The following is a 21531-nucleotide window of genomic DNA, read 5'->3' as shown; positions in this document are numbered from 1 at the left end:
GATTTTTAAATCATCAATCCAAAATAAATTTTAACTTCATATGAAACGAATAGTTCTTATATTTTTGTGTACAATTGGCTTATCGGTCAATGCGCAAGTAACAACTTTAACCTTGAAAGACGCACTTAATTATGCGCTTCAAAATAAAGCCGATGCTAAAAAAGCAAAATTACAGGTTGAAAATAGTGAGTACAAAATTCAGGAAATACGTTCACGAGCATTACCTCAAATTTCTGCTAATGGAAATTTAACTCATAATCCAATTATTCAAACAACGGTTATTGATGGTGCAGGATTTGGTCAGCCTGGAACTACTATTCAAGCGGCATTTGGTCAAAAATGGACATCAACTGCAGGAGTTTCTTTGACTCAGGCAATTTTTGATCAATCTGTTTTTACAGGATTAAGAGCAGCAAAATCTACTCGTGAGTTTTATCAAATAAACGATCAGTTAACAGAAGAGCAGGTAATTGAAAGAGTTGCAAACAACTATTATTCTGTATATGTACAAAGAGAACGATTAGTTCTATTAGATAGTAATTATGTTAATACTACTAAAGTTCGTGATATTGTAAAAGGACAGTTTGATAATGGTTTGGCTAAGAAAATTGACTTGGATCGTATTATTGTAAAAATGTCAAACATTGATACGGAGCGTCAGCAAATTAAAAATCAAATTACATTACAGGAAAATGCTTTGAAGTTTTACATGGGAATGCCTATTGAAACTGTAATTGATATGCCTAAAGAAAAATTTGAAGTTGTACCTGCTTCATTAACAGAGTTACCAAATATCGAAAACAGAACAGAGTATTTACTTTTGAAAAAACAAGAGGAGCTTTTAGTATTCAATAAAAAAGCAGTTGAAGCAGGATATTATCCAACACTTTCGCTGACTGCAGGTTACAATTATATTGGTCAAGGTCCTAACATGCCTTGGTTTGCAAAACCTTCAAATGGCGTGTACTGGTCAGATTTCTCTGCAATTGGATTGAATTTACATGTGCCAATTTTTACAGGTTTTGGAACTCGTGCAAAAGTAAGACAGGCTGATGTAGAAATCAGATCGCTTCAAGAAGATATTAAAGACACTAAACTTTCGCTTGATTTAGATTACAGAAATGCAATGGCTCAAATTGACAATAACCTTGTTACAATAAAGAATCAAAAAGAGAACATGCGTTTGGCGACTGAGATTTTAAGCAATACAAAAAATAATTATCTTCAAGGATTAGCATCATTAACAGATTTACTGGATGCTGAAAATGCATCTCTTGAAGCTCAAAATAATTTTACCAGAGCAGTTTTAAATTATAAAATTGCCGAAATATCTTTAATCAAATCAAAAGGCGAACTTAAATCTCTTATTAAATAACTAATTACAATGAAGAAAACTATTATAACAATCGTAATCATAATCGCAGCACTGGGGGCGATTGGGTATGTCTTAAATAATAATAAGAAAGAAAATAAAGAAAAAACAGATATTGTTGCAGAAAAAAATGCAGCAGTTTCAGTAAAAGTTTCACCAGTAAAAACTGAAGAAGTTTCATTAGATTTTGTTGCAAACGGAAACTTTCAGCCTATTCAAGAATTAACATTCTCAGCTGAGAAATCTGGAAAAGTAATCAGCGTTTTAGCTAAAGAAGGTGATTATGTACGTGTAGGTCAAACATTGTTAACCATGAGAGGTGATGTAATCAATGTAAGCGCGCAACAAGCACAAGCAGCATATCAAAATGCAAAATCTGATTACAACAGATACGAAAATGCTTTTAAAACAGGTGGTGTTACTAAACAACAATTAGATCAGGCAAAGTTAGCTTTAACAAATGCTGAGTCTAACCTTAAACAAGCAAATATCAATGTTGGAGATACTAAAGTAAAAGCGCCGATTAACGGTTTTATCAATAAAAAATACATTGAGCCGGGATCTATCTTAACAGGTATGCCTGCAACTGCATTGTTTGACATTGTAAATGTTTCTAAACTAAAACTTATTGTTACTGTAAACGAAAACCAAGTAACAAGTTTAAAATTAGGAGATCATGTTAATATTACTGCAAGTGTATATCCTGATAAAACTTTTTCTGGAAAAATTACTTTCATTGCCGCAAAAGCTGATGAGTCTTTAAACTTTCCTGTTGAAATCGAAATTGCAAACAATACCAACAACGACCTAAAAGCAGGTATGTACGGAACTGCAAATTTTGCATCAAAACAACAAAAACAAAGCATGATGGTTGTACCTAGAAACGCGTTTGTTGGAAGTGTAAGCAGCAACGAAATTTTTGTAGCTGAAAATGGTATTGCAAAATTAAGAAAAGTAACTGCAGGTAGAATTTTGGGTGATAAAGTTGAGGTTATCAATGGTTTATCTGATGGAGAAAAAGTAATCGTTACAGGACAGATTAACTTACAAGACGGAAATACAGTAGAAATTATTAAATAATTATTGGCTTTAAGCCGTAAGCTATAAGCTTTAAGCCCTTTAAAAAGTCTAAAGCCTATAGCGTACAGCCCACAGCATAAAGCAACAAATATGAAATTAGCCGAAATATCCATAAAACGTCCGTCGTTAGTAATTGTATTGTTTACAATTCTAACACTTGGTGGATTGTTCAGTTACAGCCAGCTAGGCTACGAGCTGATCCCGAAGTTTGAACAAAACGTTATTACTATTTCTACCGTTTATCCTGGAGCTTCTCCAAGTGAGGTTGAAAATACTGTGACCAAGAAAATTGAGGACGCGATCGCATCCTTAGAAAATGTCAAGAAAATTGACTCTAAATCGTATGAAAGTTTATCGATCGTATCGATTACATTAACATCAAACGCAAAAGTCGATTTCTCTTTAAATGATGCACAGCGAAAAATTAATGCCATCATTAGTGATTTACCAGATGATGTTAAAACGCCGGCATTGACAAAATTCTCGCTGAGTGATTTACCAATTATGACGCTTGGTGCTAACGGAAAAATGGACGAAGCAGAATTTTATGACTTAATTGACAAAAAAATTGCGCCTATTTTATCTCGTGTACAAGGTGTGGCTCAGGTAAATATTATTGGTGGATCAGAGCGTGAAATTCAAGTAAATCTTGACGCAGTAAAAATGCAGGGTTACAACTTGTCAGTTCCGCAGGTGCAACAAAATATTTTGACTTCAAACTTAGATTTCCCAACAGGAAATATCCAAACTCGTAATCAAAAAATATTAATTCGTTTAGCGGGTAAATATAAAAGTGTTGACGAATTAAGAAACTTAGTAGTTTCTTCTCAAAACGGAATACAAATTCGTTTAAGTGATATTGCTGATGTTCAGGATACACAAAAAATTGCGGAAAAAATATCTCGTGTAGATCAAAAAAGTGCAATCGTTTTACAAATCGTAAAACAATCTGATGCAAATGCCGTGGCGGTAAGTGAGCATTTATTAAAAACAATTGCGACTCTTGAAAAAGATTATAAAGTAAACCAGTTAAAATTAGAAGTTGCAAAAGACAGTACAGTATTTACTCTTGAAGCAGCAGATTCTGTAGTACACGATTTATTAATTGCAGTAGTTCTTGTTGCTTTTGTAATGTTGTTCTTCCTTCACAGTATTAGAAACTCATTGATTGTAATGGTATCTATTCCTGCATCTTTAATTGCTACATTTATTGGTATTTATTTAATGGGATATACCTTAAACTTAATGAGTTTATTAGGATTGTCTTTAGTTGTAGGTATTCTGGTCGATGATGCGATTGTGGTATTAGAAAATATCTACAGGCACATGGAAATGGGTAAAAGCCGAATTCGTGCATCTTATGATGGAACTGCAGAAATTGGTGGTACAGTAACTTCTATTACTTTAGTAATTGTCGTGGTATTCTTGCCAATCGCAATGAGTTCTGGTTTAGTATCTAATATTATTACGCAATTCTGTGTTACCGTAATTATCTCAACGATGTTGTCATTGTTGGCTTCATTTACTATTATTCCTTGGTTGTCATCTCGTTTCGGGAAATTAGAGCATATTGAAGGGAAAAATTTATTTGGAAGAATCATTCTTGGTTTCGAAGAATATTTAACACGTTTCACAAACTGGGTTTCTCATTTGTTAACTTGGTGTTTAGATCATTATATTAAAACATTTGCTGTTGTAATTGTCCTTTTCTTAGTTTCAACAGTTGGATTAATGGGCGGAGGTTTCATTGGAGGAGAGTTTTTTGCATCATCTGATAGTGGAGAATTCTTAGTTCAAATCGAAATGCCAAAAGACGCTTCGTTAGAACAAACCAACTTCATGACTCAAAAAGCTGAAGCATTCCTTAAAAATGAAGAATACGTTCACAGTCAAATTACGACAGTAGGACAAACTTCAGAAGGTTTTGGAGCATCGCAAGCAACAGCTTACAAAGCAGAGATTGATGTAAAAATGATTGATCAAAAAGATCGTAAAGATGACGCATCAGTTTATGCAGCAAAAATTAAACGTAAACTTGAAAAAGTATTAGTTGGAGCGAAAGTAAAAACAGTACCAGTAGGTATTTTAGGAACAGCTGAAGATGCAACCTTAGGATTAATTGTAACAGGTCCATCAACAGAAAGCGCAATGGCATTTGCAAAATTAGCAGAAGCTGAATTACGTAAAATTCCTGGAACAACAGAGATTAAATTGACTGTTGAAGACGGAAACCCTGAAATCAACGTAAAAGTAGACCGTGATAAAATGGCTGCTTTAGGATTAACACTTCAAACAGTTGGTTTAACAATGCAAACTGCTTTTAGTGGAAACACAGATGGTAAATACAGAGCTGGTGAATACGAATACGATATCAACATTAGATATAATGCATTCGACAGAAAAAGTATTTCTGATGTAAGTAACTTGATTTTCATAAACAATGCTGGACAGCAAATTAAATTGTCACAGTTTGCAGATATTACAGAAGGTTCTGGACCTAGCCAATTAGAGCGTAGAGACAAATCAGCATCTGTAACTGTAAAAGGACAAAACGTTGGAGTTCCTTCAGGTACAATTGTTGGAATATGGCAGGAAAAATTAGATAAGCTGAAAAAACCAGTTGGAGTAAACTATATTTGGGGTGGTGATATGGAGAACCAATCTGAAGGATTTGGTACTTTAGGAATCGCATTATTAGCTGCAATTATTTTAGTTTACCTTGTAATGGTGAGTTTGTATGACAGTTTCGTGCACCCATTCGTCGTATTATTTGCTATCCCGCTTTCGTTTATTGGAGCGATGCTTGCCTTAGCATTAACAAACAACTCATTAAATATCTTTACCATTTTAGGGATCATCATGTTGATTGGTCTGGTGTGTAAGAATGCGATCATGCTTGTCGATTATACCAATCAGCGTAGAGCAGCTGGAGAATCGATCAGAACAGCATTAATTCAAGCAAATCACGCTCGTTTACGTCCGATTTTGATGACGACAATTGCGATGGTATTTGGTATGTTCCCAATTGCATTAGCATCTGGAGCTGGAGCTGAGTGGAAAAACGGTTTGGCTTGGGTAATTATCGGAGGATTAATTTCTTCTTTATTCCTAACCTTAATTGTAGTTCCAGTAATTTATAATATCATGGAGAAAATTATTCATAAATTCTCTAAAGGAGAAAAAATCGATTACGAAGCTGAAATGTTTGCTGATTATGTGCCGACAGAAGTAAGTGAAGACGGTTTTAATCCGAAACACACCCATTAATTGTTGATTTAATTTAGATTGAAAAAATCCCAAATTCCGAAAGGAGTTTGGGATTTTTTATTTGATTTTTTTGAAGATTGGAATTTGGAACTTTTATATTGGAATTTTATTTCAAATACACATAATGATTAAAATAATCGATAATCGCTTTACCTTCAAGTAAAACATCAGCACCAATAATGCCGTGAACGGGTTTTGCTTTGTAGGATTCTAACGCTTCATTTACGTGCGAAAGATCAAAAATTACAATGCTGAAATCTTTCTTTTTCCAGCTTCCTAATTGCAAATGATTGTGTGCCGAAATTTGTGTTGCCATTCCGGTTCCGCCCGCGCCAGAAGCTTTTGTTTTAGATTTTTTTGCAGCCAGTTCAAAACGTTCGATACTTTCAAAACCAATACAAGTATTTGATGCGCCGGTATCTAAAATGAAATTTCCAGATATACCGTTAATCTTCGCTTTTATAGAAAGATGCTGTGTTTTGGTAACTTTAAATTTTATTTTTTTGTATTTCTCTTTTTTGAGAACTTCGTGAAGATTTTCCATTTTCGATGCTGATTGAAAACCAAAAATAAGCCAATTACAATCAAAAAGCTAATCACATAATAGATATAATTTCCAGATTTTTCTTCTCCCGAAATAGAGCCGTAATACACAAAAGAACTCCAGTAATAAGGAGATTTCTTTGCATTCGGAATCGATTTGTCATTTAAATATTCCCGTTTTGCATTTGTATTAGCTTCAAAATACGAAACATTGTTTTTGACGTTTTTATAAAAATCAGTCATAAAAACTGAAGTTGTAAAATCATTCACCTTCCATAAAGAAAACATCAAATTCTGTGCGCCTGCAAACTGAAAACCTCTTGCAACGCTCATCGCACCTTCGGCTTTATACAACTTTCCAATTCCAGTTTCGCACGCACTCAAAACCACTAAATCAGGATTAATATGCAGATTATACAATTCTGAATATAAAATTTCTCGATCGTAAAACTTGATGCTTGCCGGAGTTTCAATATCACCCGAAGAAGCGTGCGTACTCAAATGTAAAATCGAATAATTTGAAGCATTATTTTTGAAATTGTTAAATGTCGCATCAGCGTTTTCCAAATATTTCCCCTTAAAATTATTTCGAATCGAAGCCAGTTCTTTCTTCGAATAACGCAATTCAAAAGATGATTTTTCGAAAACAGGAAAAATACCCAAAACCGTTTTATCTGATTTTAAAACAGGTTTTGAATTTAGATAAATACTAGCCGATGTATTATAAGCAATCTTAAAATCATTCAGTAAATAATGCATTTTGGCAAAATTTGTTGTGTTTGATTCCTGTGTAATTAAAGCTTCGAACGGAAGAAAATTTAAAATGCCGTCAGGAACTATTATCAAGTTTTTATTGATAGAATTATTTGGCAGTTTTAAAATATCGAATACCTGTTTACCACATTTGTTATAGCCGGAAATGTCATTTGTAACAGCGTTTGCATCATTAAAATACTCTACAAATTGTACAATTTTAGGAATTGATGTATGTGTGGTATTAAGGCGATTTAAGCTAATTGTGTTGTTTTGTAAAGTAAAGAAATATTGATTTTCAAATCCCATGAAATAATAAACCATTACTGCTTTATCTTTTTCTAATTTTGAAAACAATCCTTTTAAATCACATTTTTCAGGAACATAATCGGCATTTTTGAACTGTACTCTTTTCAACGAAATCATTAATTCGTTTTGCTTTTTTATAAAATTATTTATTCTTGAAATATTGGCCGAATTTCCTTTTTGCTGTTCTTTTAAAATAGCATTATTAAAGTTCTGAAGCTCCTGTAAAAGTTGTTTTTCTTCTGCCGAAGCAGTTTTAAAATTTGATCTATAACGTTGCAAAATACCCGATTTTGTTCTTTCAGAAAGCTGAAAAGCTTCTTCTAGATATTGCGTTTTACTTTCTTTTTTAAACAATTCACTATAAATTGAAATGCATTTTTCGGTACGATTTCGAGATCGCAGCTGCATTAAAATTTTTGAGTTTTCGTATACCAGATTATTCTTCAATAAATCTTCGATGTAAAAAGAAAGTTCAAAAGCTTCCAGCGCTTTTTTCGGCTGCTTAGATTTCAACATTTCTGCCTGTAAATCGAGCGCATCCGCCAAAACCGTTTCCGTATACAATTGATTTTGGTTTGGTAATATGTTTTTTGAATTGTAATTGGGAATTAAAGTTTTAAAAATCCTTGTAATTTCGTTCGAACTTTCGTCATATTTTCGCTCGTCAAAAAACAATAAAGCCTTTTCATAATATAGTTTTGCTAATTTTCTAGGCTGCTGATTTGGCGTTTCTAAAAACAGTTTTTCAGCCTTTTGCATATAAGAATCCGTAAGATCAAATCGCTGCCATTGTCTGTTCATCGAAGCCAGATTTCGATAAGAATTAGATAAAGTTTCAGATTGACCTTTCTCCTTTTCAAGATATTTTATTGAAGCTTCAAAAGTTTTCTCAGCTTTTTTAAGAATTTCAGGGCGCATTAAATTCTCTGTAGAACTTAGTAAATAATTATTCCCAAGATTATTCCACAAGATTCCTTTTTGCAAATTAGATAAGTTTTCTGTTTTTAGCGTATTTTCTAAAAGTTCAATCGCCATAGAAATTTTGCCAGACCCTTGATACACATTTGATAAATTCAAAATGGCGGCAAATTTTTGTTTTTGTGCGTCAGGATAAATTTTAGAAGTATTTGCAATAAAATAATATTGTTTTATAGTATTCTCGGCACTATCGTAATCACCCAAAACAGTATATAAATTTCCCAAAGGTTTCAGGCAGAATTCAATTATATCATAATTGCCGAGTTTATTTTTTTGAAAAACCTGCCATGCTTTTTCATAACTCGAAACAGCATTTTGAGTCAGCCCAAACAAATTTTCATAATATCCTTTATTGCAGTTTAAAACCACAATTGCCATTAATTCTTCCTTCGTTTTGGGATTAGGATTTTTCCAAAAAGCAGCTTCAACATTAGATAAATCTTGTATCGCTTTTATAGAAGGGTGAGCCGTAAAACTGTCAACAGCATTGTATATTTTATCTTCCTGATTCTGTCCAAAAACACTCAGATTTATAAAAAGAAAGATAAAAACATATATGCGATATAAGTTCATATTATAAATTGTGTTGATAAAGGTTTGTCTGTTTAAGTGAAGTCGAAGACCTTTTAGTTGTAAAACCTTCGACTTCGCTCAGGGTGACATTTGTATTAATAAGACAATGTAGGCAAGATGAGTTTACATCACTTATATGGTGAGAAAAAATTAAAACTTCCAAATTCCATAAACCTGAAAATAATTAAAATTCTGTTCAAAATTAATTACATAACGCGCGCCTAAGCTTGGTCCAATTCTAGCAAAACCCGCCGTTAAATCAAATAAAAGCCCAGTATTAAAATCGGCAAAAGAATTTTTAACCGTATTTGTTGCTGTTTTCGTATCTATTAAAATCAGTTCTTTTTCGCCTTCAAAAGTTTCTACTTTTATATTTTGATGCTGTTCTGATGAGACATTTATATTAGCCTGAATTCCTGCACCGATGCCAATATAATTATTAATGTTGTAGCGAATTAAAACAGGAACTTCCCAATTGATATTTTTGTTTTCGGTCAAAGTAGTTGTACGCTGCAATTGTCTTACACCATTTGCATTGACACGAGTTTCATTTACAATATCAACAGCGCTGTTGTATTGGTTTAAGGCATTTACCCATTCAACCTGCCAGTAAAAGCGATACGATTTAAAAGGGGAAATTGTGGCACCAACAAAATAACTCGTCGATTTATCTAAATCAGGATAAAAATTATAACCCGCTTTTACACCAATCGAAATTCCGGGCAGGAATCGAGTAGTAGCATAGTTAGTAATAATAGGTTCGTTTTTATCAAAAATAATCGAAGTTCTGCTTTTGGTTTTTACTTTATGAAAATCTTCGCCAAATTTCATCGAGTATTTTACAAAACCTTTTGTACTGTCTTTTTCCTTCACATTTTTTTGTTCCGTTCCCGGCAGATAAATATTCTTAAACGTAAAAATAATTTGTTTCTGTTTAATAATCGTATCAAGGCAGCTTACCGTTGGTTCTTCGCCTTTTGGACAAATAGGACATTCTGGATACATACTTTCAATTTGAAATGTTTTCTTATCGAACATATCAGGAATATCAGTTTCTAAACGAATTTTCCTTGCAGGACCTTCACCATTATTTTGAAAACGAGTTTTAAAATTCACTCTTTTAAAACGCACCAATCTATAATTCATAAAACTTCCGTTAGATCCCATTTTATTAGGATCGTGAGAGGTTACAATTTCCATTTCAAGATTCTTAATCTTATGATTTTTATAACTTCGATTCGGAACAAAAATACCACGCATTGTAACCGTTGCGCTAGTGTCTTTTATCATTTCGGGAGTAGTTTTAAAAGTATAAAAAATATTTCGGGTTTCACCTGGATCAGCATTGTCAAATTCTAAAAGCGAAACATTATGATACGTTTTATGAGCGTCTAAAAGCGAAGCATCAAGATCTTCTTCCGTTGTAGTATTTCGATATTTTTTAAGATTGAAATTACTTTCGGCAGCAGCCGTAAAATTATTAGAATCATCAAGATCATCGACCGCAGCGACTAAGTTTTCTTTTATTTCACGTTCGCCTGCATAAGTTCTAAAATCACTCAGTTCAAAGTTATTATGCTTAAACTGCTTCTCGTTATAAAAAAGATACAGTTTACCGTTTGAAACATAATTTTCTAGATTTTGGTAACTTACCACAACTACCATTTCCTGTTCTGGAATTGGATCGCAGTTTTTTAAAACAGCAAAACCATTTTGGTCAGCAATCGAAGCAATATCTTTATAATTGTTATCGGTAACATCATTTACAACCACTTTTTTAGGGCGTGTTGCCGGAGGTTTTCCGTTGTCATAATTATTAGTTACGGCAAGTCTTGCGGTATATGTTCCTTTCTTTTTGTAAACATGTTTAGGTTCAGCCTCTTTGCTGTAATGACCATCTCCCAGTTCCCATAAATACGAATAACTTGGTTTTGGCGCACCCGCAATAGGAATTAGCGGCGGCGTTTCGGGTTTAAAAGTGACAGCATTTCCATTTTGGATAAAACCAATAGAAGCTCTTCGGGTTATGGTGTCTTTTACTTTGGTTTGTCCAATCGCGAAAACGGTAAATAAAATAAAGAAAACAGACGTTATTGGTTTCATAACTAGAGAGTTTTTAGTTTTAAAATCGTCAGGGTAAATTTTGAAACAAGATTAAATGTAAAAAAAAGTGATGAGCAAATCATCACTTTCTCTTAAAAAAAAGTAATCGTAAGTTACTGGATTGCATTGATCGCCGCTACCAGCTGCGTTTCTGTGCCCACTATTGTTTCAGCAAGAGTAAAAGTATAAACATCGTTTGCCGCGACAGTTACAGCTTTAATCGCATAACGCCATTGACCATTATCTTCAGTTGCAAAAATCACGTGGCATTTTAAACCAATTGGGATTTGACCATAATGCTCGCTGAATAATCCTGCAGAAGTATAGGTGTCTAATTTTGCAAGAGCATTCGTTCCTTCGCCATCATACGATAAATAAACAGCACTATTTTCATTAGTATAACCTTCAGGAGCTTTTACCAAAAGTGTTGTTTTTGGTCTTGGATCACTGTAAAAACGGTCCACATTTGTCCATCCAAATTTCCCGAAAGTAACGTAATAATTTGCACCTTCGCCTTGTACGCCGCCTTTACCGCCAGTTCCGTCAGCATTTGGTTTAGGTTGTTCCCAAGCCAGTTCTCCGCGCTCATCGATCACGCCGTTCCATAAAGTCATAGCATTATCCAAACCATTTGTTAAAGTCGTTGGAACAATTAAATTCATATAACACGAAGTTTTTAATTCAACACCGCCTTGAGAAGCTTTAATAAAGAATTCTCCGCCCGAAATCAAAAGGTTTTTCTTTCCGTCAGGCATAATTCCCATAGTTGGTTTGTTCGAAATCAGCATATTTCCTTTATCAAAAAGTTCTACGTATTCAATATCAACTTGACCGGTAACAGGATTTCCGTTTTTAGTTAAACAATCTCCGTTTAAAGTTAATTTTACTCCTTTTGCCGAAGTCAAAGTGACCACTCCAGTTCCTGCAGTAATTGTAAAGTTTTGAGTGTTTTTTTTAAGACCTTTTTCGCTGATGCTTTTAAATGCAGCCGAAGTTGGCGGCGAAATAATAATATCGTCTCCGTCGCTCGTATCGCAGCTTACAAAAGTGATAATTAATAAAAATAAAAGACTGATAGTTTTAAATTGAGTATTCATAATTTCTAGTTTTTAAATGATTGTTATATAGATAGATGTTCGAGGTTTAAAAATTGTTACCCCTGATTTTGATTTTTTTTAATTTTAGGCAGAGAGACATTTGTCTTCAAATAGATTTCCGTCTTCATCAACCGCGACCAAAATGTTTTTCTTCCGCGAAAGCGTTACGATTAAATAAATCCAGACAACAGACCAAAGTCCGAAAGTGAGACAGGTAAGAAATAAATGCAAAGTATGTTTGACGACTTTTTTTTCTCTGCATAAAACCACATAAGGCAGTTTTTCATTATGCTCTACAATCACAAAACCATTTCGGGTTTTAGCAGAAATCATTTCGTGAAATTGATTCAAAGTTTTGTCAGAAGTAAATTGATACATTTCCATTTTTTCTTAATTTTTTATCCTTTAAAAAGATATTTGTTCTCTTATATCAACTACGCTAATGAATTGTTACCCTTTTATTTGAAATTCTTTTTTTAACTTTATCTGATAAAAAGTTTTTTATGGATAAAAGCAAAGTACATCCGGATCAAAAATATGTTGAAGGACTTGCCTCAAACGATTCGGCAGTAATTCAGACCATCTACAAAAAGTTTGTTCCCAAAGTTGTTATGTTTATAATGAATAATTCTGGAGATAGAGATCAGGCTCAGGATGTGGTTCAGGACGTGTTGATTTTGCTTTTTAATCAAGCCAAAGCCAATGCGCTCCAGTTAACCTGTCCGTTTGATGCTTATTTCTTTTTATTGTGTAAAAGAAAATGGCTGAATGAACTGAAAAAAACATCCAATAAAGGGGTAACAATTAATGAAGATGCAGTATCTATCAATGAATCTGCTTTAGAATTAATTGGACAAACTGAAGATTTTGACGAAAAACAACAGCTTTTTGACACCATGTTCCAGAAATTGGGAGATAAGTGTCAAGAATTATTAAAGCTCAGTTTTACGATTAAATCGATGGAGGAAGTGGCCGAAAAACTAAACGTAACTTACGGATATGTTCGTAAAAAGAAATCGTTATGCGTGGGTCAGTTAACGCAATGGATTCAGGAAGCAAAAAACTTTAAATCTTTAAAAAATAAGTAGTCATGAACGAAGAGCGTTACATATTATTTGATCAATATCTTCAAGGCGAATTAACGATTGAGGCTAAAAATGATTTTGAAAAACAGTTGTCAGCAGATTCAGAATTTGCATCAGAATTTGAGACTTTTAAAAACACACAGCTTCAACTGGCTAATAAGTTTGAATTTGAACAAGAGAGAGAGGCTTTTAAAGAAAATCTGACCAATATTTCAAACAAACACTTCAATAAAAAAACAAAAGTTATCGGTTTAAAACCGTGGTATTTTGCTGTTGCAGCTTCTATTGCTGTTCTATTTGGATTGTTCTTTTTTAATTACAGCCAAAATCCAACTTTTGCAGATTATAATAATCCTGAACAAGCTTTTTTTACGGAAAGAGGAACGATTGATGCGACTTTAAAAGAAGCCGAAATGGAGTATAATGCAAAAAGATACAACAAAGCAATTCCCCTTTTTGAAACCGTTCTCCAAAAGCAAAAAACGGCCGAAATACAATTTTTCTATGGCGTTTCTCTCTTAGAAGAAAGCCATTATGTAAAAGCAGAAGCAGTTTTTAATGCGCTAAAAACAGGAACGTCTGTTTATAAAGACAAAGCAGTTTGGTATCTGGCTTTGTCGAAACTAAAACAAAAAGATTATAAAGCCTGCAAAGAAATTCTTCAGACCATTTCGCAGGATTTTGAAGATTATGATGATGTTCAGGATTTATTGAATGATCTGGATTAAGCTGTAAACGAATAAAGAGAATAGAGATTCGCAAGGAAATAAATACTTTGCGAATCTTTTTTTATGCTGTTTTTTGATGTATTAGTGCTGTAAATGAGCTAATAATCAAAAATAAATGAATTTATAGCAGCAGTTTACGTAAAGACGTAATAGAAATTAGAAATTATGCCCTAAATTCGATTTTAATTTTATGCTGTTAACCAACCCCAAAACTAATATTAATTTAACCGTACTTATTTAATGAAGAAAATCACTTTGTTTTTTCTTATTATTTTTTCACAAACCATTTTCAGCCACTCTAACATTACAGAAACCGAAAAACTTACGGCTGCTTGCAAAGTTTGGGGATTCTTAAAATATTATCATCCAAAAGCTGCCGGTGGAGAATTAAATTGGGATAACCAGCTTCTTGAAACTTTGCCAAAAATAGAAAACGCAAAAACCAAAGAAGAGTTTTCGCTGGTGCTGGAAAACTGGATCGATAATCTTGGGCCGGTAAAAGAAGTTACGCCGATTGTTATACCAAAAGAGGTCGAATTTTTTGATAAAAACTTTGATTTAAGCTGGTTCAATAATAAGTTGTTTTCTAAGAAACTTTCGAAAAAATTGAAATTTATCGAAGACAACAGATTTCAAGTTAATGAAGAGTTTGGGCCTAGTTTTGATGGATTTAAAAATTTGAAAAACTACTTCAAATTAGATTATAATGATAAAAACTACAGACTTTTAATGTTGTTTTCTTATTGGAATGTGGTAGAATATTATTTTCCATATAAATATCTGATGGATCAAAAATGGGATCTAACTTTAAACGAGGTATTACCTCTTGTTGTTCAGTCGAAAAAACCAGAAGACTTTTATAAAGCATTAAGAAAAGCGGCAGTAAATCTAGATGACAGTCATGTTGAATTTTTTATTTATTCGTCATTAGAAACAGGAAAAAAGGCATCTTTTTATTTTCCAGCTGCAGGTAAAATTATCGATGAGAAATTGGTAATTACAGAGATTTTAGGAGACAGTCTCGCTGAAGCTGATAATATTAAAATAGGAACTGTAATCACTAAAATAGATGATAAGAGTATTAAAGAGCTTCTTGAGGAAAAAAGAGATATTAAATGTGCTTCAAACGAAGTTTCTTATCGAAACAAAGTCGCAGGAGAAATTTTAAGAAGCGAATCTGAAAATGTTAAAGTAGAGTTTCTAAAAGATGGAAAATACGAAACAAAGTCTATGACATGGTTTAATTATCATGATTCGCATCGAAATGAGTATAAAAAAGGAGCTCAGAAAAAGAAAGATAAGTTTAAACTTCTAGAGAATAATATTGGTTATGTAAACATGGGAGTTATAAAACCAATACATATTCCAGATATGATTAACGGTCTAAAAGATTCAAAAGCAATTGTTTTTGATATGAGAAATTATCCAAAAGGCACATTTGAAGAAATTGCTAAATTTTTGAATCCTCAGGAAAAAGTCTTTTGCGTTTACACAATGCCATATCTAAATTATCCAGGACGTTATAATTGGACAAAAGGAAGAAATTGCGGTTCTGAAAATAAAGATCATTATAAAGGAAAAGTAATTGTACTGCTTAATGAAGATTCTATAAGTCAATCAGAATGGACAGCAATGTGTTTTCAAACTGCAGGAAATACAACAATTATAGGAAGTCAGACAGCAGGAGCAGACGGAAATGTTTTTGAATTTGATTTTTCAGGGTTTCATACCAATTTTTCGGGAATTGGAGTTTATTACCCAGATCGCAGAGAAACCCAAAGAATAGGAATTATTCCAGACATCAAGATAGAACCAACTATTAAAGGAATTCAAGAAGGAAAAGATGAGGTTTTGGATCGTGCTTTAGCTTTTATTGAAACGGGAAAATAAGTAGAGTATGTCATCCTGAGCGAAATCGAAGACCACTTAAGCAATTATAGAAGAATTGGGGGCTTTTTTATTGCTGGACTTCGATTTCGCTCAGGGCGACAGCTTTAATACTGTATTTGCAAACCTTTGTCAAAGTTTTAAATCTTGGCAAAGGTTTTTTTTAGTTAGTATTTCATCGCTTGTTTCTTAGAATAACAGAAATATCTCTTTTTAGGAAAGTGAATCCGCCAAATTTGCGGGTTTATTTTACATAATTGCTATTCTTTTAATATTGTCGTAATTTTGACAACTTTAAAAATATACAATTGAATTTGAAACCAATTATTACCGATACACACACACATTTATATTCTGAAGAATTTGATCAGGATCGTGACGCAATGATTCAAAGAGCTATCGATGCCGGAATTACTCGTTTTTTTATTCCCGCAATCGACGCCGCTGCAACACAGTCTATGTATGATTTAGAGCAAAGTTACCCAGATAATATTTTCCTGATGATGGGTTTGCACCCAACATATGTAAAAGATAATTATTTAGAAGAATTAGCGCATGTTGAGACGGAATTATCTAAACGAAAATTCTATGCTGTAGGCGAAATTGGAATCGATTTGTATTGGGATAAAACGCACTTAAAAGAACAGCAGATTGCTTTTAAGAAACAAATTCAATTGGCAAAACAATACAAATTGCCAATCGTAATTCATTGCCGCGAAGCCTTTGATGAAATTTTTGAAGTTTTGGAAGAAGAAAAAGCAGCCGATTTATTCGGTATTTTTCATTGTTTTTCGGGAACTTTAGAGCAGGCGCATCAGGCAATATCTTATAATATGAAGTTAGGAATTGGAGGAGTTGTGACTTTTAAGAACGGAAAAATTGATCAGTTTTTAAATCAAATCGATTTAAAACATATCGTTTTAGAAACAGATTCACCTTATTTAGCGCCAATTCCGTACAGAGGAAAAAGAAATGAAAGCAGTTATTTAGTCAATGTAATTGCTAAACTAGCCGATATATATAATGTTTCTGAAGAAGAAATTGCCAACATTACAACACAAAATTCAAAAGCCGTTTTTGGTATTTAACCCACACCTTACAATACTTTAATTTTTTTTTTGTTCATTTGCCCACTTAAACAGATAAATAATAATGCAGAGATTTGATGCCATTCGACCGTTCTATGATTCCGAAATAAATGAAGCACTTCATGGTGTAGTCAATCATCCGATGATGAAAGCTATGATGAATTTTACTTTTCCGGATGTGGAAGATGAGGTTTGGAAGGAACAGCTTAAGAAAACACATTCGATTCGTGATTTTCAATGCAACTTTATTTACAATACCATTCAAAAAGTTCTTGAAAGAAGTTCTGAAGGACTTACCACTTCAGGTTTTGAGAAATTAGAGAAAAATGAATCTTATTTGTTTATCTCAAATCATAGAGATATCCTTTTAGATACAACATTGCTTAATGTTTGTTTATTTGAGCATGGTTTGGTTATGACAGCTTCTGCAATTGGAGATAATCTAGTGAAAAAAGCATTTTTGTCAACCTTGGCAAAATTAAATAGAAACTTTTTGGTTTTAAGAGGTTTAACGCCTCGTGAAATGCTGCAAAGTTCTAAATTATTATCAGAATATATTGGGCACTTACTGCTTCGTGAAAACCGCTCAGTTTGGATTGCACAGCGAGAAGGACGTACCAAAGATGGAAACGACGAAACGAATCCAGGAGTTTTAAAAATGATTGGAATGGGTTCTGATGAAGCCAATTTGATGGATTATTTTAAGAAATTAAAAATTGTTCCCGTTTCTATTTCATACGAATATGATCCAACAGATGTTTTGAAAATGCCGCAATTAATGGCAGAAGCAAACAATGAAGTTTATATTAAAGAAAAAAATGAAGATTTCATGACCATTTTAAGTGGTATCATGGGAACCAAAAAGAGAATACATATTTCGGTAGGCGATGTTCTGGATAAGGAAATTGATCAGATCGCAGCAGAAAATGACAATGCCAATAAACAAATTCAAGCTCTAGCTCAAGTTATAGACGATTCAGTATTGAAGAACTATAAATTGTGGCCGACTAATTTTATTGCCTACGATATTTTGCATAAAACAAATACATTTTCTCATCTATACAAAGACAGTGAAAAATCATTGTTTGAGCGTCGTTTAGAAATGCGTATTGGCAGCGATAATCCTGTTACTAGACAAGGCTTTCTTGCGATGTATGCCAATCCGGTTGTCAACAAATTAAAATACGGTGATGTCATCTAAGGCTAAAATACTTCTAATTTATACCGGTGGAACTATCGGTATGAGCAAGGACTTTGAAACAGGAGCGCTTAAAGCATTTAACTTTGGAAAGTTATTGCAAAAGATTCCTGAAATCAAACAATTAGATTGTGAAATCGAAACGGTTTCTTTTGAAGACCCGATAGATTCATCTAATATGAACCCTTCTGAATGGACAAAAATTGCAGAAATCATAGAAGAAAATTATGCTTCTTATGACGGATTTGTAGTTCTTCACGGTTCAGATACCATGTCATATTCAGCTTCGGCATTGAGTTTCATGCTTGAGAATTTGGCAAAACCAGTTGTGTTTACAGGTTCTCAATTACCAATTGGAGATTTACGAACGGATGCAAAAGAAAATCTGATTACAGCAATTCAAATTGCCTCACTTCTAGAAAATGGGAAACCTGTAATTACAGAAGTTTGCCTTTATTTTGAATATAAATTATACAGAGGAAATCGTACTTCAAAAGTAAATGCGGAGCATTTTAGAGCTTTTACAGCACCAAATTACCCTGAATTGGTAGAATCGGGAGTTCATTTAAAATTAAACTCTCATTTGTTTCTTCCTGTAAATAAAGATGCAGATTTGATCGTTCATAAGAACTTAGATAATCATGTTGCCATCATAAAAATGTTTCCAGGAATGAGTGAAACCGTTTTGGCTTCGATCTTGGCAACTCCAGGATTACGCGGAATTGTGCTGGAAACTTACGGTTCAGGAAATGCGCCAACCGAAGATTGGTTTTTACATTTAATTGAAAAAGCTATCAAATCTGGAATGCACATTGTAAATGTAACACAATGTTCTGGCGGAAGTGTAAATATGGGGCAGTACGAAACGAGTACAGCCTTAAAGTCGCTTGGAGTTATTTCAGGAAAAGATATTACTACAGAAGCCGCAATTACAAAACTAATGTATTTGTTAGGTCATAATATTCCTCAAAACGAATTTAAAAGTATCTTTGAAACTGCACTGCGCGGGGAAATTTCTTAGATTAAAATCTAATATTTAAAATCCCAAATCCCAAACATTAAAAGTTGGAATTTGGGATTTTTTTATTGTTTTTTTTAAATTAGTTTGTCATTTCGAGGAACGAGAAATCTCAACAAGTAACTCCGCTCCAAAAAGATCAATCTTTGTCGAATTTCTAACTAAGATTTCTCTCCCGAAGCCTCGGGATCGAAATGACAAGATTGTCTATAATTGGAATTTAAAACTTTGAATCTTTATAACGAACTGGACAAGTTTCTAAATCCGCTTGAGAACTGCGATTTTTGTAATACACATAAACAATTACAGAGATAATACTGATTATTCCTTGAATGGCAACTGTATTTCGAGTTCCAATAATGTGCGAAACATAACCAATAATCAAACTTCCCACAGGAATCATTCCTTGATAAGCCATTAAATAATAACTGATACTTCTCGAACGCATATTGACGACACTTTGCGTTTGAATGTAAATATTTATAGATGAGGTTTGCGCCATCATGCCAACGCCGCTCAAAGCCATGCAAATTAAAGCAATAGTTAAACTATTTGAGTAGGCGAGTATAATGATGCTGAAACCCAATAATAAGCTCGCAGCGATCATTATTTTGCTCATATTGTCTGATTTTTTCAAATTAGCCAGATAAATTGCCGATATGATTGAGCCAATTCCGGCCGCACTTTCAAACCAGCTGAAAGTTTGTGCATTACCGCTAAAAATATCTTTGGCAAAAACCGGCATCAAAGTATTAAAAGAAATTACAAATAAACTGCTGCAGGTTAACATTAAAAGCATTTTGGCCATTTCAGCTTCTTTTTTGATGTAATCAAAACCTTCAATAAAATCTTCGAGCATTTTAAATTTATCAACTGCTTTAATATGCGGCGTGATTTTCATCATTAATAAGGATATTAAAACTGGAATGTAACTTAGAAAGTTTCCAATAAAACAAATGTCTTCACCATAGTTATGCAATATAATTCCCGCTAAAGCAGGTCCTGCAATTCGGGCAAAATTATTTAAGGTTGAGTTTAAGGCGACCGCATTGGGAAGATCTTCTTTATTGTCGACAATATCAATCATCATGGTTTGTCGACAAGTCATATCAAAAGCATTGATAATTCCTTGAAAAAGGCTTAATGCCAAAATAAAATTGATGTTGTAAATTTTTAAGTAAATCAACAGAGCCAAAGCTCCAGCTTGAAGCATTGCCAAAGACTGCAATAAAATCATGGCTTTATGTCTGTCGTATCTGCCAATAATACTTCCTGCCAATGGCGCTAAAAACAAGGATGGAATCATGCTTAAAAAAGTAGCCAAACCTAACAAAAATACAGATCCGGTAATGCTGTAAACCATCCAGCTCACTGCTGTTTTTTGAAGCCAAGTCCCAATAACAGAAACGGACTGTCCGTAAAAGAATAACTTGAAGTTTCTTGATTTTAACGCTTTAAACATAACCTGAAATATTTTTTTACAAAGGTCGGGATTATGATTTCATTAGAAAAATTAATAATTTTACTCATTATAAGTAGTAAAACTTATCGATATGGAAATTTATCAACTCGAATATTTTATTAAAACTGCTGAGGTATTGCATTTTACAAAAGCTGCCGAATTGTGTTTTGTGACGCAATCCGGACTTTCGCAGCAAATAAAAAAACTTGAAGAGGAACTGGGAATGCCTTTGTTTAAAAGGATTGGAAAAAAGGTTCAGCTTACCGAAGCAGGTTCTGTTTTTTTAATTCATGCTAAAAAAGTGGTTGAAAATGTAGAAAATGGAAAACAGGCAATTGAAGATTTAAACGAAATGATTGGCGGCGAACTCCGATTAGGCGTAACGTATATTTTTGGGCTTTTGATTTTGCCTGTTATAAATGCCTTTGCAAAAACATACCAAAATTTAAAAATTGTAGTCGAATATGGAACTACAGAAGCTTTAGAACAAAAGTTACTGACGAATGAATTAGATTTGGTTTTGGTTATTTCATCGCATGAAATTGAACTTCCAATTCAGAAAGTGCCTTTGTTTACTTCAAATATGGTTATGGCAGTTTCTAAGTCACATTCTTTAGCCTCTTTAGGTAAAATACCGTTTAAGAAAATAGAAGATGTTCCGCTTATTTTACCCGGAAAAGGATCTAATTCAAGAGAATATGTCGAAGTATTGTTTAAAAAATACAATATGAAACCAAAAATCTCAATAGAATTAAATTCAATTCATGCCTTATTGCAAATGGTAGAAAACAGCGATTGGGCAACAATTGTAGCCGAGAAAGCGCTAAAAGGCTGGGATAATCTTAAAGCCATTCAGATTACAGGCGTTGTCACCAAGCGAGAATCGTATATGTTAACGATTGGTGGTTACCAGAAAAAGGCAGTAAAATTATTCATGGAAGAGTTTAGAAAAAGCATTTAAACTAATCTTGAGTTTTACTTTTGAAACTC

Annotated in this window: 16 protein-coding genes; 10 read left to right on the top strand and 6 right to left on the bottom strand. The window is 33.4% G+C overall.

Translation table 11 applies throughout. The features are described 5' to 3' along the window. Positions 1 to 40: 40 nt before the first annotated feature. From B0A81_RS19465 to B0A81_RS19455, 3 genes are all read left to right on the top strand, one after another. Positions 41 to 1375, top strand: a complete 1335-nt coding sequence (locus tag B0A81_RS19465; protein ID WP_089059549.1) for a TolC family protein — start codon at positions 41 to 43, stop codon at positions 1373 to 1375. Between the two features lie 9 nt (positions 1376 to 1384). Further along, entirely contained in the window at positions 1385 to 2452 is a 1068-nt protein-coding gene (locus B0A81_RS19460) for an efflux RND transporter periplasmic adaptor subunit (RefSeq protein ID WP_089059548.1), read from the top strand. Between the two features lie 90 nt (positions 2453 to 2542). Next, the gene (locus tag B0A81_RS19455) at positions 2543 to 5719 is read left to right on the top strand and encodes an efflux RND transporter permease subunit (RefSeq protein ID WP_089059547.1); all 3177 of its coding nucleotides are present in this window, start codon (positions 2543 to 2545) and stop codon (positions 5717 to 5719) included. Between the two features lie 106 nt (positions 5720 to 5825). Here B0A81_RS19455 and B0A81_RS19450 read toward each other — a convergent pair whose 3' ends face one another. The 5 genes from B0A81_RS19450 to B0A81_RS19430 form a co-directional block, all read right to left on the bottom strand. Continuing rightward, the gene (locus B0A81_RS19450) at positions 5826 to 6263 is read right to left on the bottom strand and encodes a retropepsin-like aspartic protease (protein WP_089059546.1); all 438 of its coding nucleotides are present in this window, start codon (positions 6261 to 6263) and stop codon (positions 5826 to 5828) included. After that, complete coding sequence (locus tag B0A81_RS19445; RefSeq protein ID WP_089059545.1) at positions 6215 to 8875, bottom strand: CHAT domain-containing protein; 2661 nt, start codon at positions 8873 to 8875, stop codon at positions 6215 to 6217. The genes B0A81_RS19450 and B0A81_RS19445 overlap by 49 nt, the downstream gene beginning before the upstream one ends. 150 nt (positions 8876 to 9025) lie before the next feature. Then, positions 9026 to 10978 (bottom strand): PKD domain-containing protein, encoded by a 1953-nt coding sequence (locus B0A81_RS19440; RefSeq protein ID WP_089059544.1) that lies wholly within the window; start codon positions 10976 to 10978, stop codon positions 9026 to 9028. A gap of 113 nt (positions 10979 to 11091) precedes the next feature. Next, positions 11092 to 12075: a hypothetical protein gene (locus tag B0A81_RS19435; protein ID WP_089059543.1), complete on the bottom strand. Its 984-nt coding sequence runs from the start codon at positions 12073 to 12075 to the stop codon at positions 11092 to 11094. A gap of 84 nt (positions 12076 to 12159) precedes the next feature. Then, a complete protein-coding gene (locus B0A81_RS19430) occupies positions 12160 to 12459 on the bottom strand; it encodes a hypothetical protein (RefSeq protein WP_089059542.1) in 300 nt (99 codons plus the stop codon). A 119-nt stretch (positions 12460 to 12578) separates the two neighbouring features. On the opposite strand from B0A81_RS19430, the gene B0A81_RS19425 reads away from it, so the two are divergent. The 6 genes from B0A81_RS19425 (at position 12579) to B0A81_RS19400 (ending at position 19082) form a co-directional block, all read left to right on the top strand. Further along, positions 12579 to 13163 carry an RNA polymerase sigma factor gene (locus B0A81_RS19425; protein WP_089059541.1) on the top strand — a complete coding sequence of 195 codons (585 nt, stop codon included), beginning with the start codon at positions 12579 to 12581 and terminating at the stop codon, positions 13161 to 13163. A 2-nt stretch (positions 13164 to 13165) separates the two neighbouring features. Then, the gene (locus B0A81_RS19420) at positions 13166 to 13888 is read left to right on the top strand and encodes a tetratricopeptide repeat protein (RefSeq protein ID WP_089059540.1); all 723 of its coding nucleotides are present in this window, start codon (positions 13166 to 13168) and stop codon (positions 13886 to 13888) included. Between the two features lie 240 nt (positions 13889 to 14128). Next, a complete protein-coding gene (locus tag B0A81_RS19415; RefSeq protein ID WP_089059539.1) occupies positions 14129 to 15778 on the top strand; it encodes a S41 family peptidase in 1650 nt (549 codons plus the stop codon). A 305-nt stretch (positions 15779 to 16083) separates the two neighbouring features. Next, a complete protein-coding gene (locus B0A81_RS19410) occupies positions 16084 to 16863 on the top strand; it encodes a TatD family hydrolase (RefSeq protein WP_089059538.1) in 780 nt (259 codons plus the stop codon). 64 nt (positions 16864 to 16927) lie between these two features. Beyond that, complete coding sequence (locus B0A81_RS19405) at positions 16928 to 18064, top strand: 1-acyl-sn-glycerol-3-phosphate acyltransferase (RefSeq protein ID WP_089059537.1); 1137 nt, start codon at positions 16928 to 16930, stop codon at positions 18062 to 18064. Further along, positions 18054 to 19082, top strand: coding sequence for an asparaginase (locus tag B0A81_RS19400; RefSeq protein WP_089059536.1), 1029 nt, complete (start codon positions 18054 to 18056; stop codon positions 19080 to 19082). The genes B0A81_RS19405 and B0A81_RS19400 overlap by 11 nt, the downstream gene beginning before the upstream one ends. Positions 19083 to 19299: 217 nt before the next feature. Here the strand turns inward: B0A81_RS19400 and B0A81_RS19395 are convergent, their stop codons facing one another. After that, positions 19300 to 20541 (bottom strand): MFS transporter, encoded by a 1242-nt coding sequence (locus tag B0A81_RS19395; protein WP_089059535.1) that lies wholly within the window; start codon positions 20539 to 20541, stop codon positions 19300 to 19302. A gap of 91 nt (positions 20542 to 20632) precedes the next feature. Between B0A81_RS19395 and B0A81_RS19390 the strand changes: the two genes are divergently transcribed. Further along, a complete protein-coding gene (locus tag B0A81_RS19390; protein WP_089059534.1) occupies positions 20633 to 21502 on the top strand; it encodes a LysR substrate-binding domain-containing protein in 870 nt (289 codons plus the stop codon). Positions 21503 to 21531 lie beyond the last annotated feature (29 nt).

This window comes from Flavobacterium plurextorum (assembly GCF_002217395.1).
In the GTDB taxonomy this organism is placed as follows: Bacteria; Bacteroidota; Bacteroidia; order Flavobacteriales; family Flavobacteriaceae; genus Flavobacterium; species Flavobacterium plurextorum.
This window is presented reverse-complemented; position numbering and strand designations above follow the sequence as displayed.

Excerpts from the sequence above, each read along its gene's own strand:
- B0A81_RS19465 (WP_089059549.1), top strand. The coding sequence starts at position 41 with ATGAAACGAATAGTTCTTATATTTTTGTGTACAATTGGCTTATCGGTC.
- B0A81_RS19460 (WP_089059548.1), top strand. The coding sequence starts at position 1,385 with ATGAAGAAAACTATTATAACAATCGTAATCATAATCGCAGCACTGGGG.
- B0A81_RS19455 (WP_089059547.1), top strand. The coding sequence starts at position 2,543 with ATGAAATTAGCCGAAATATCCATAAAACGTCCGTCGTTAGTAATTGTA.
- B0A81_RS19450 (WP_089059546.1), bottom strand. The coding sequence starts at position 6,263 with ATGGAAAATCTTCACGAAGTTCTCAAAAAAGAGAAATACAAAAAAATA.
- B0A81_RS19445 (WP_089059545.1), bottom strand. The coding sequence starts at position 8,875 with ATGAACTTATATCGCATATATGTTTTTATCTTTCTTTTTATAAATCTG.
- B0A81_RS19440 (WP_089059544.1), bottom strand. The coding sequence starts at position 10,978 with ATGAAACCAATAACGTCTGTTTTCTTTATTTTATTTACCGTTTTCGCG.
- B0A81_RS19435 (WP_089059543.1), bottom strand. The coding sequence starts at position 12,075 with ATGAATACTCAATTTAAAACTATCAGTCTTTTATTTTTATTAATTATC.
- B0A81_RS19430 (WP_089059542.1), bottom strand. The coding sequence starts at position 12,459 with ATGGAAATGTATCAATTTACTTCTGACAAAACTTTGAATCAATTTCAC.
- B0A81_RS19425 (WP_089059541.1), top strand. The coding sequence starts at position 12,579 with ATGGATAAAAGCAAAGTACATCCGGATCAAAAATATGTTGAAGGACTT.
- B0A81_RS19420 (WP_089059540.1), top strand. The coding sequence starts at position 13,166 with ATGAACGAAGAGCGTTACATATTATTTGATCAATATCTTCAAGGCGAA.
- B0A81_RS19415 (WP_089059539.1), top strand. The coding sequence starts at position 14,129 with ATGAAGAAAATCACTTTGTTTTTTCTTATTATTTTTTCACAAACCATT.
- B0A81_RS19405 (WP_089059537.1), top strand. The coding sequence starts at position 16,928 with ATGCAGAGATTTGATGCCATTCGACCGTTCTATGATTCCGAAATAAAT.
- B0A81_RS19400 (WP_089059536.1), top strand. The coding sequence starts at position 18,054 with ATGTCATCTAAGGCTAAAATACTTCTAATTTATACCGGTGGAACTATC.
- B0A81_RS19395 (WP_089059535.1), bottom strand. The coding sequence starts at position 20,541 with ATGTTTAAAGCGTTAAAATCAAGAAACTTCAAGTTATTCTTTTACGGA.
- B0A81_RS19390 (WP_089059534.1), top strand. The coding sequence starts at position 20,633 with ATGGAAATTTATCAACTCGAATATTTTATTAAAACTGCTGAGGTATTG.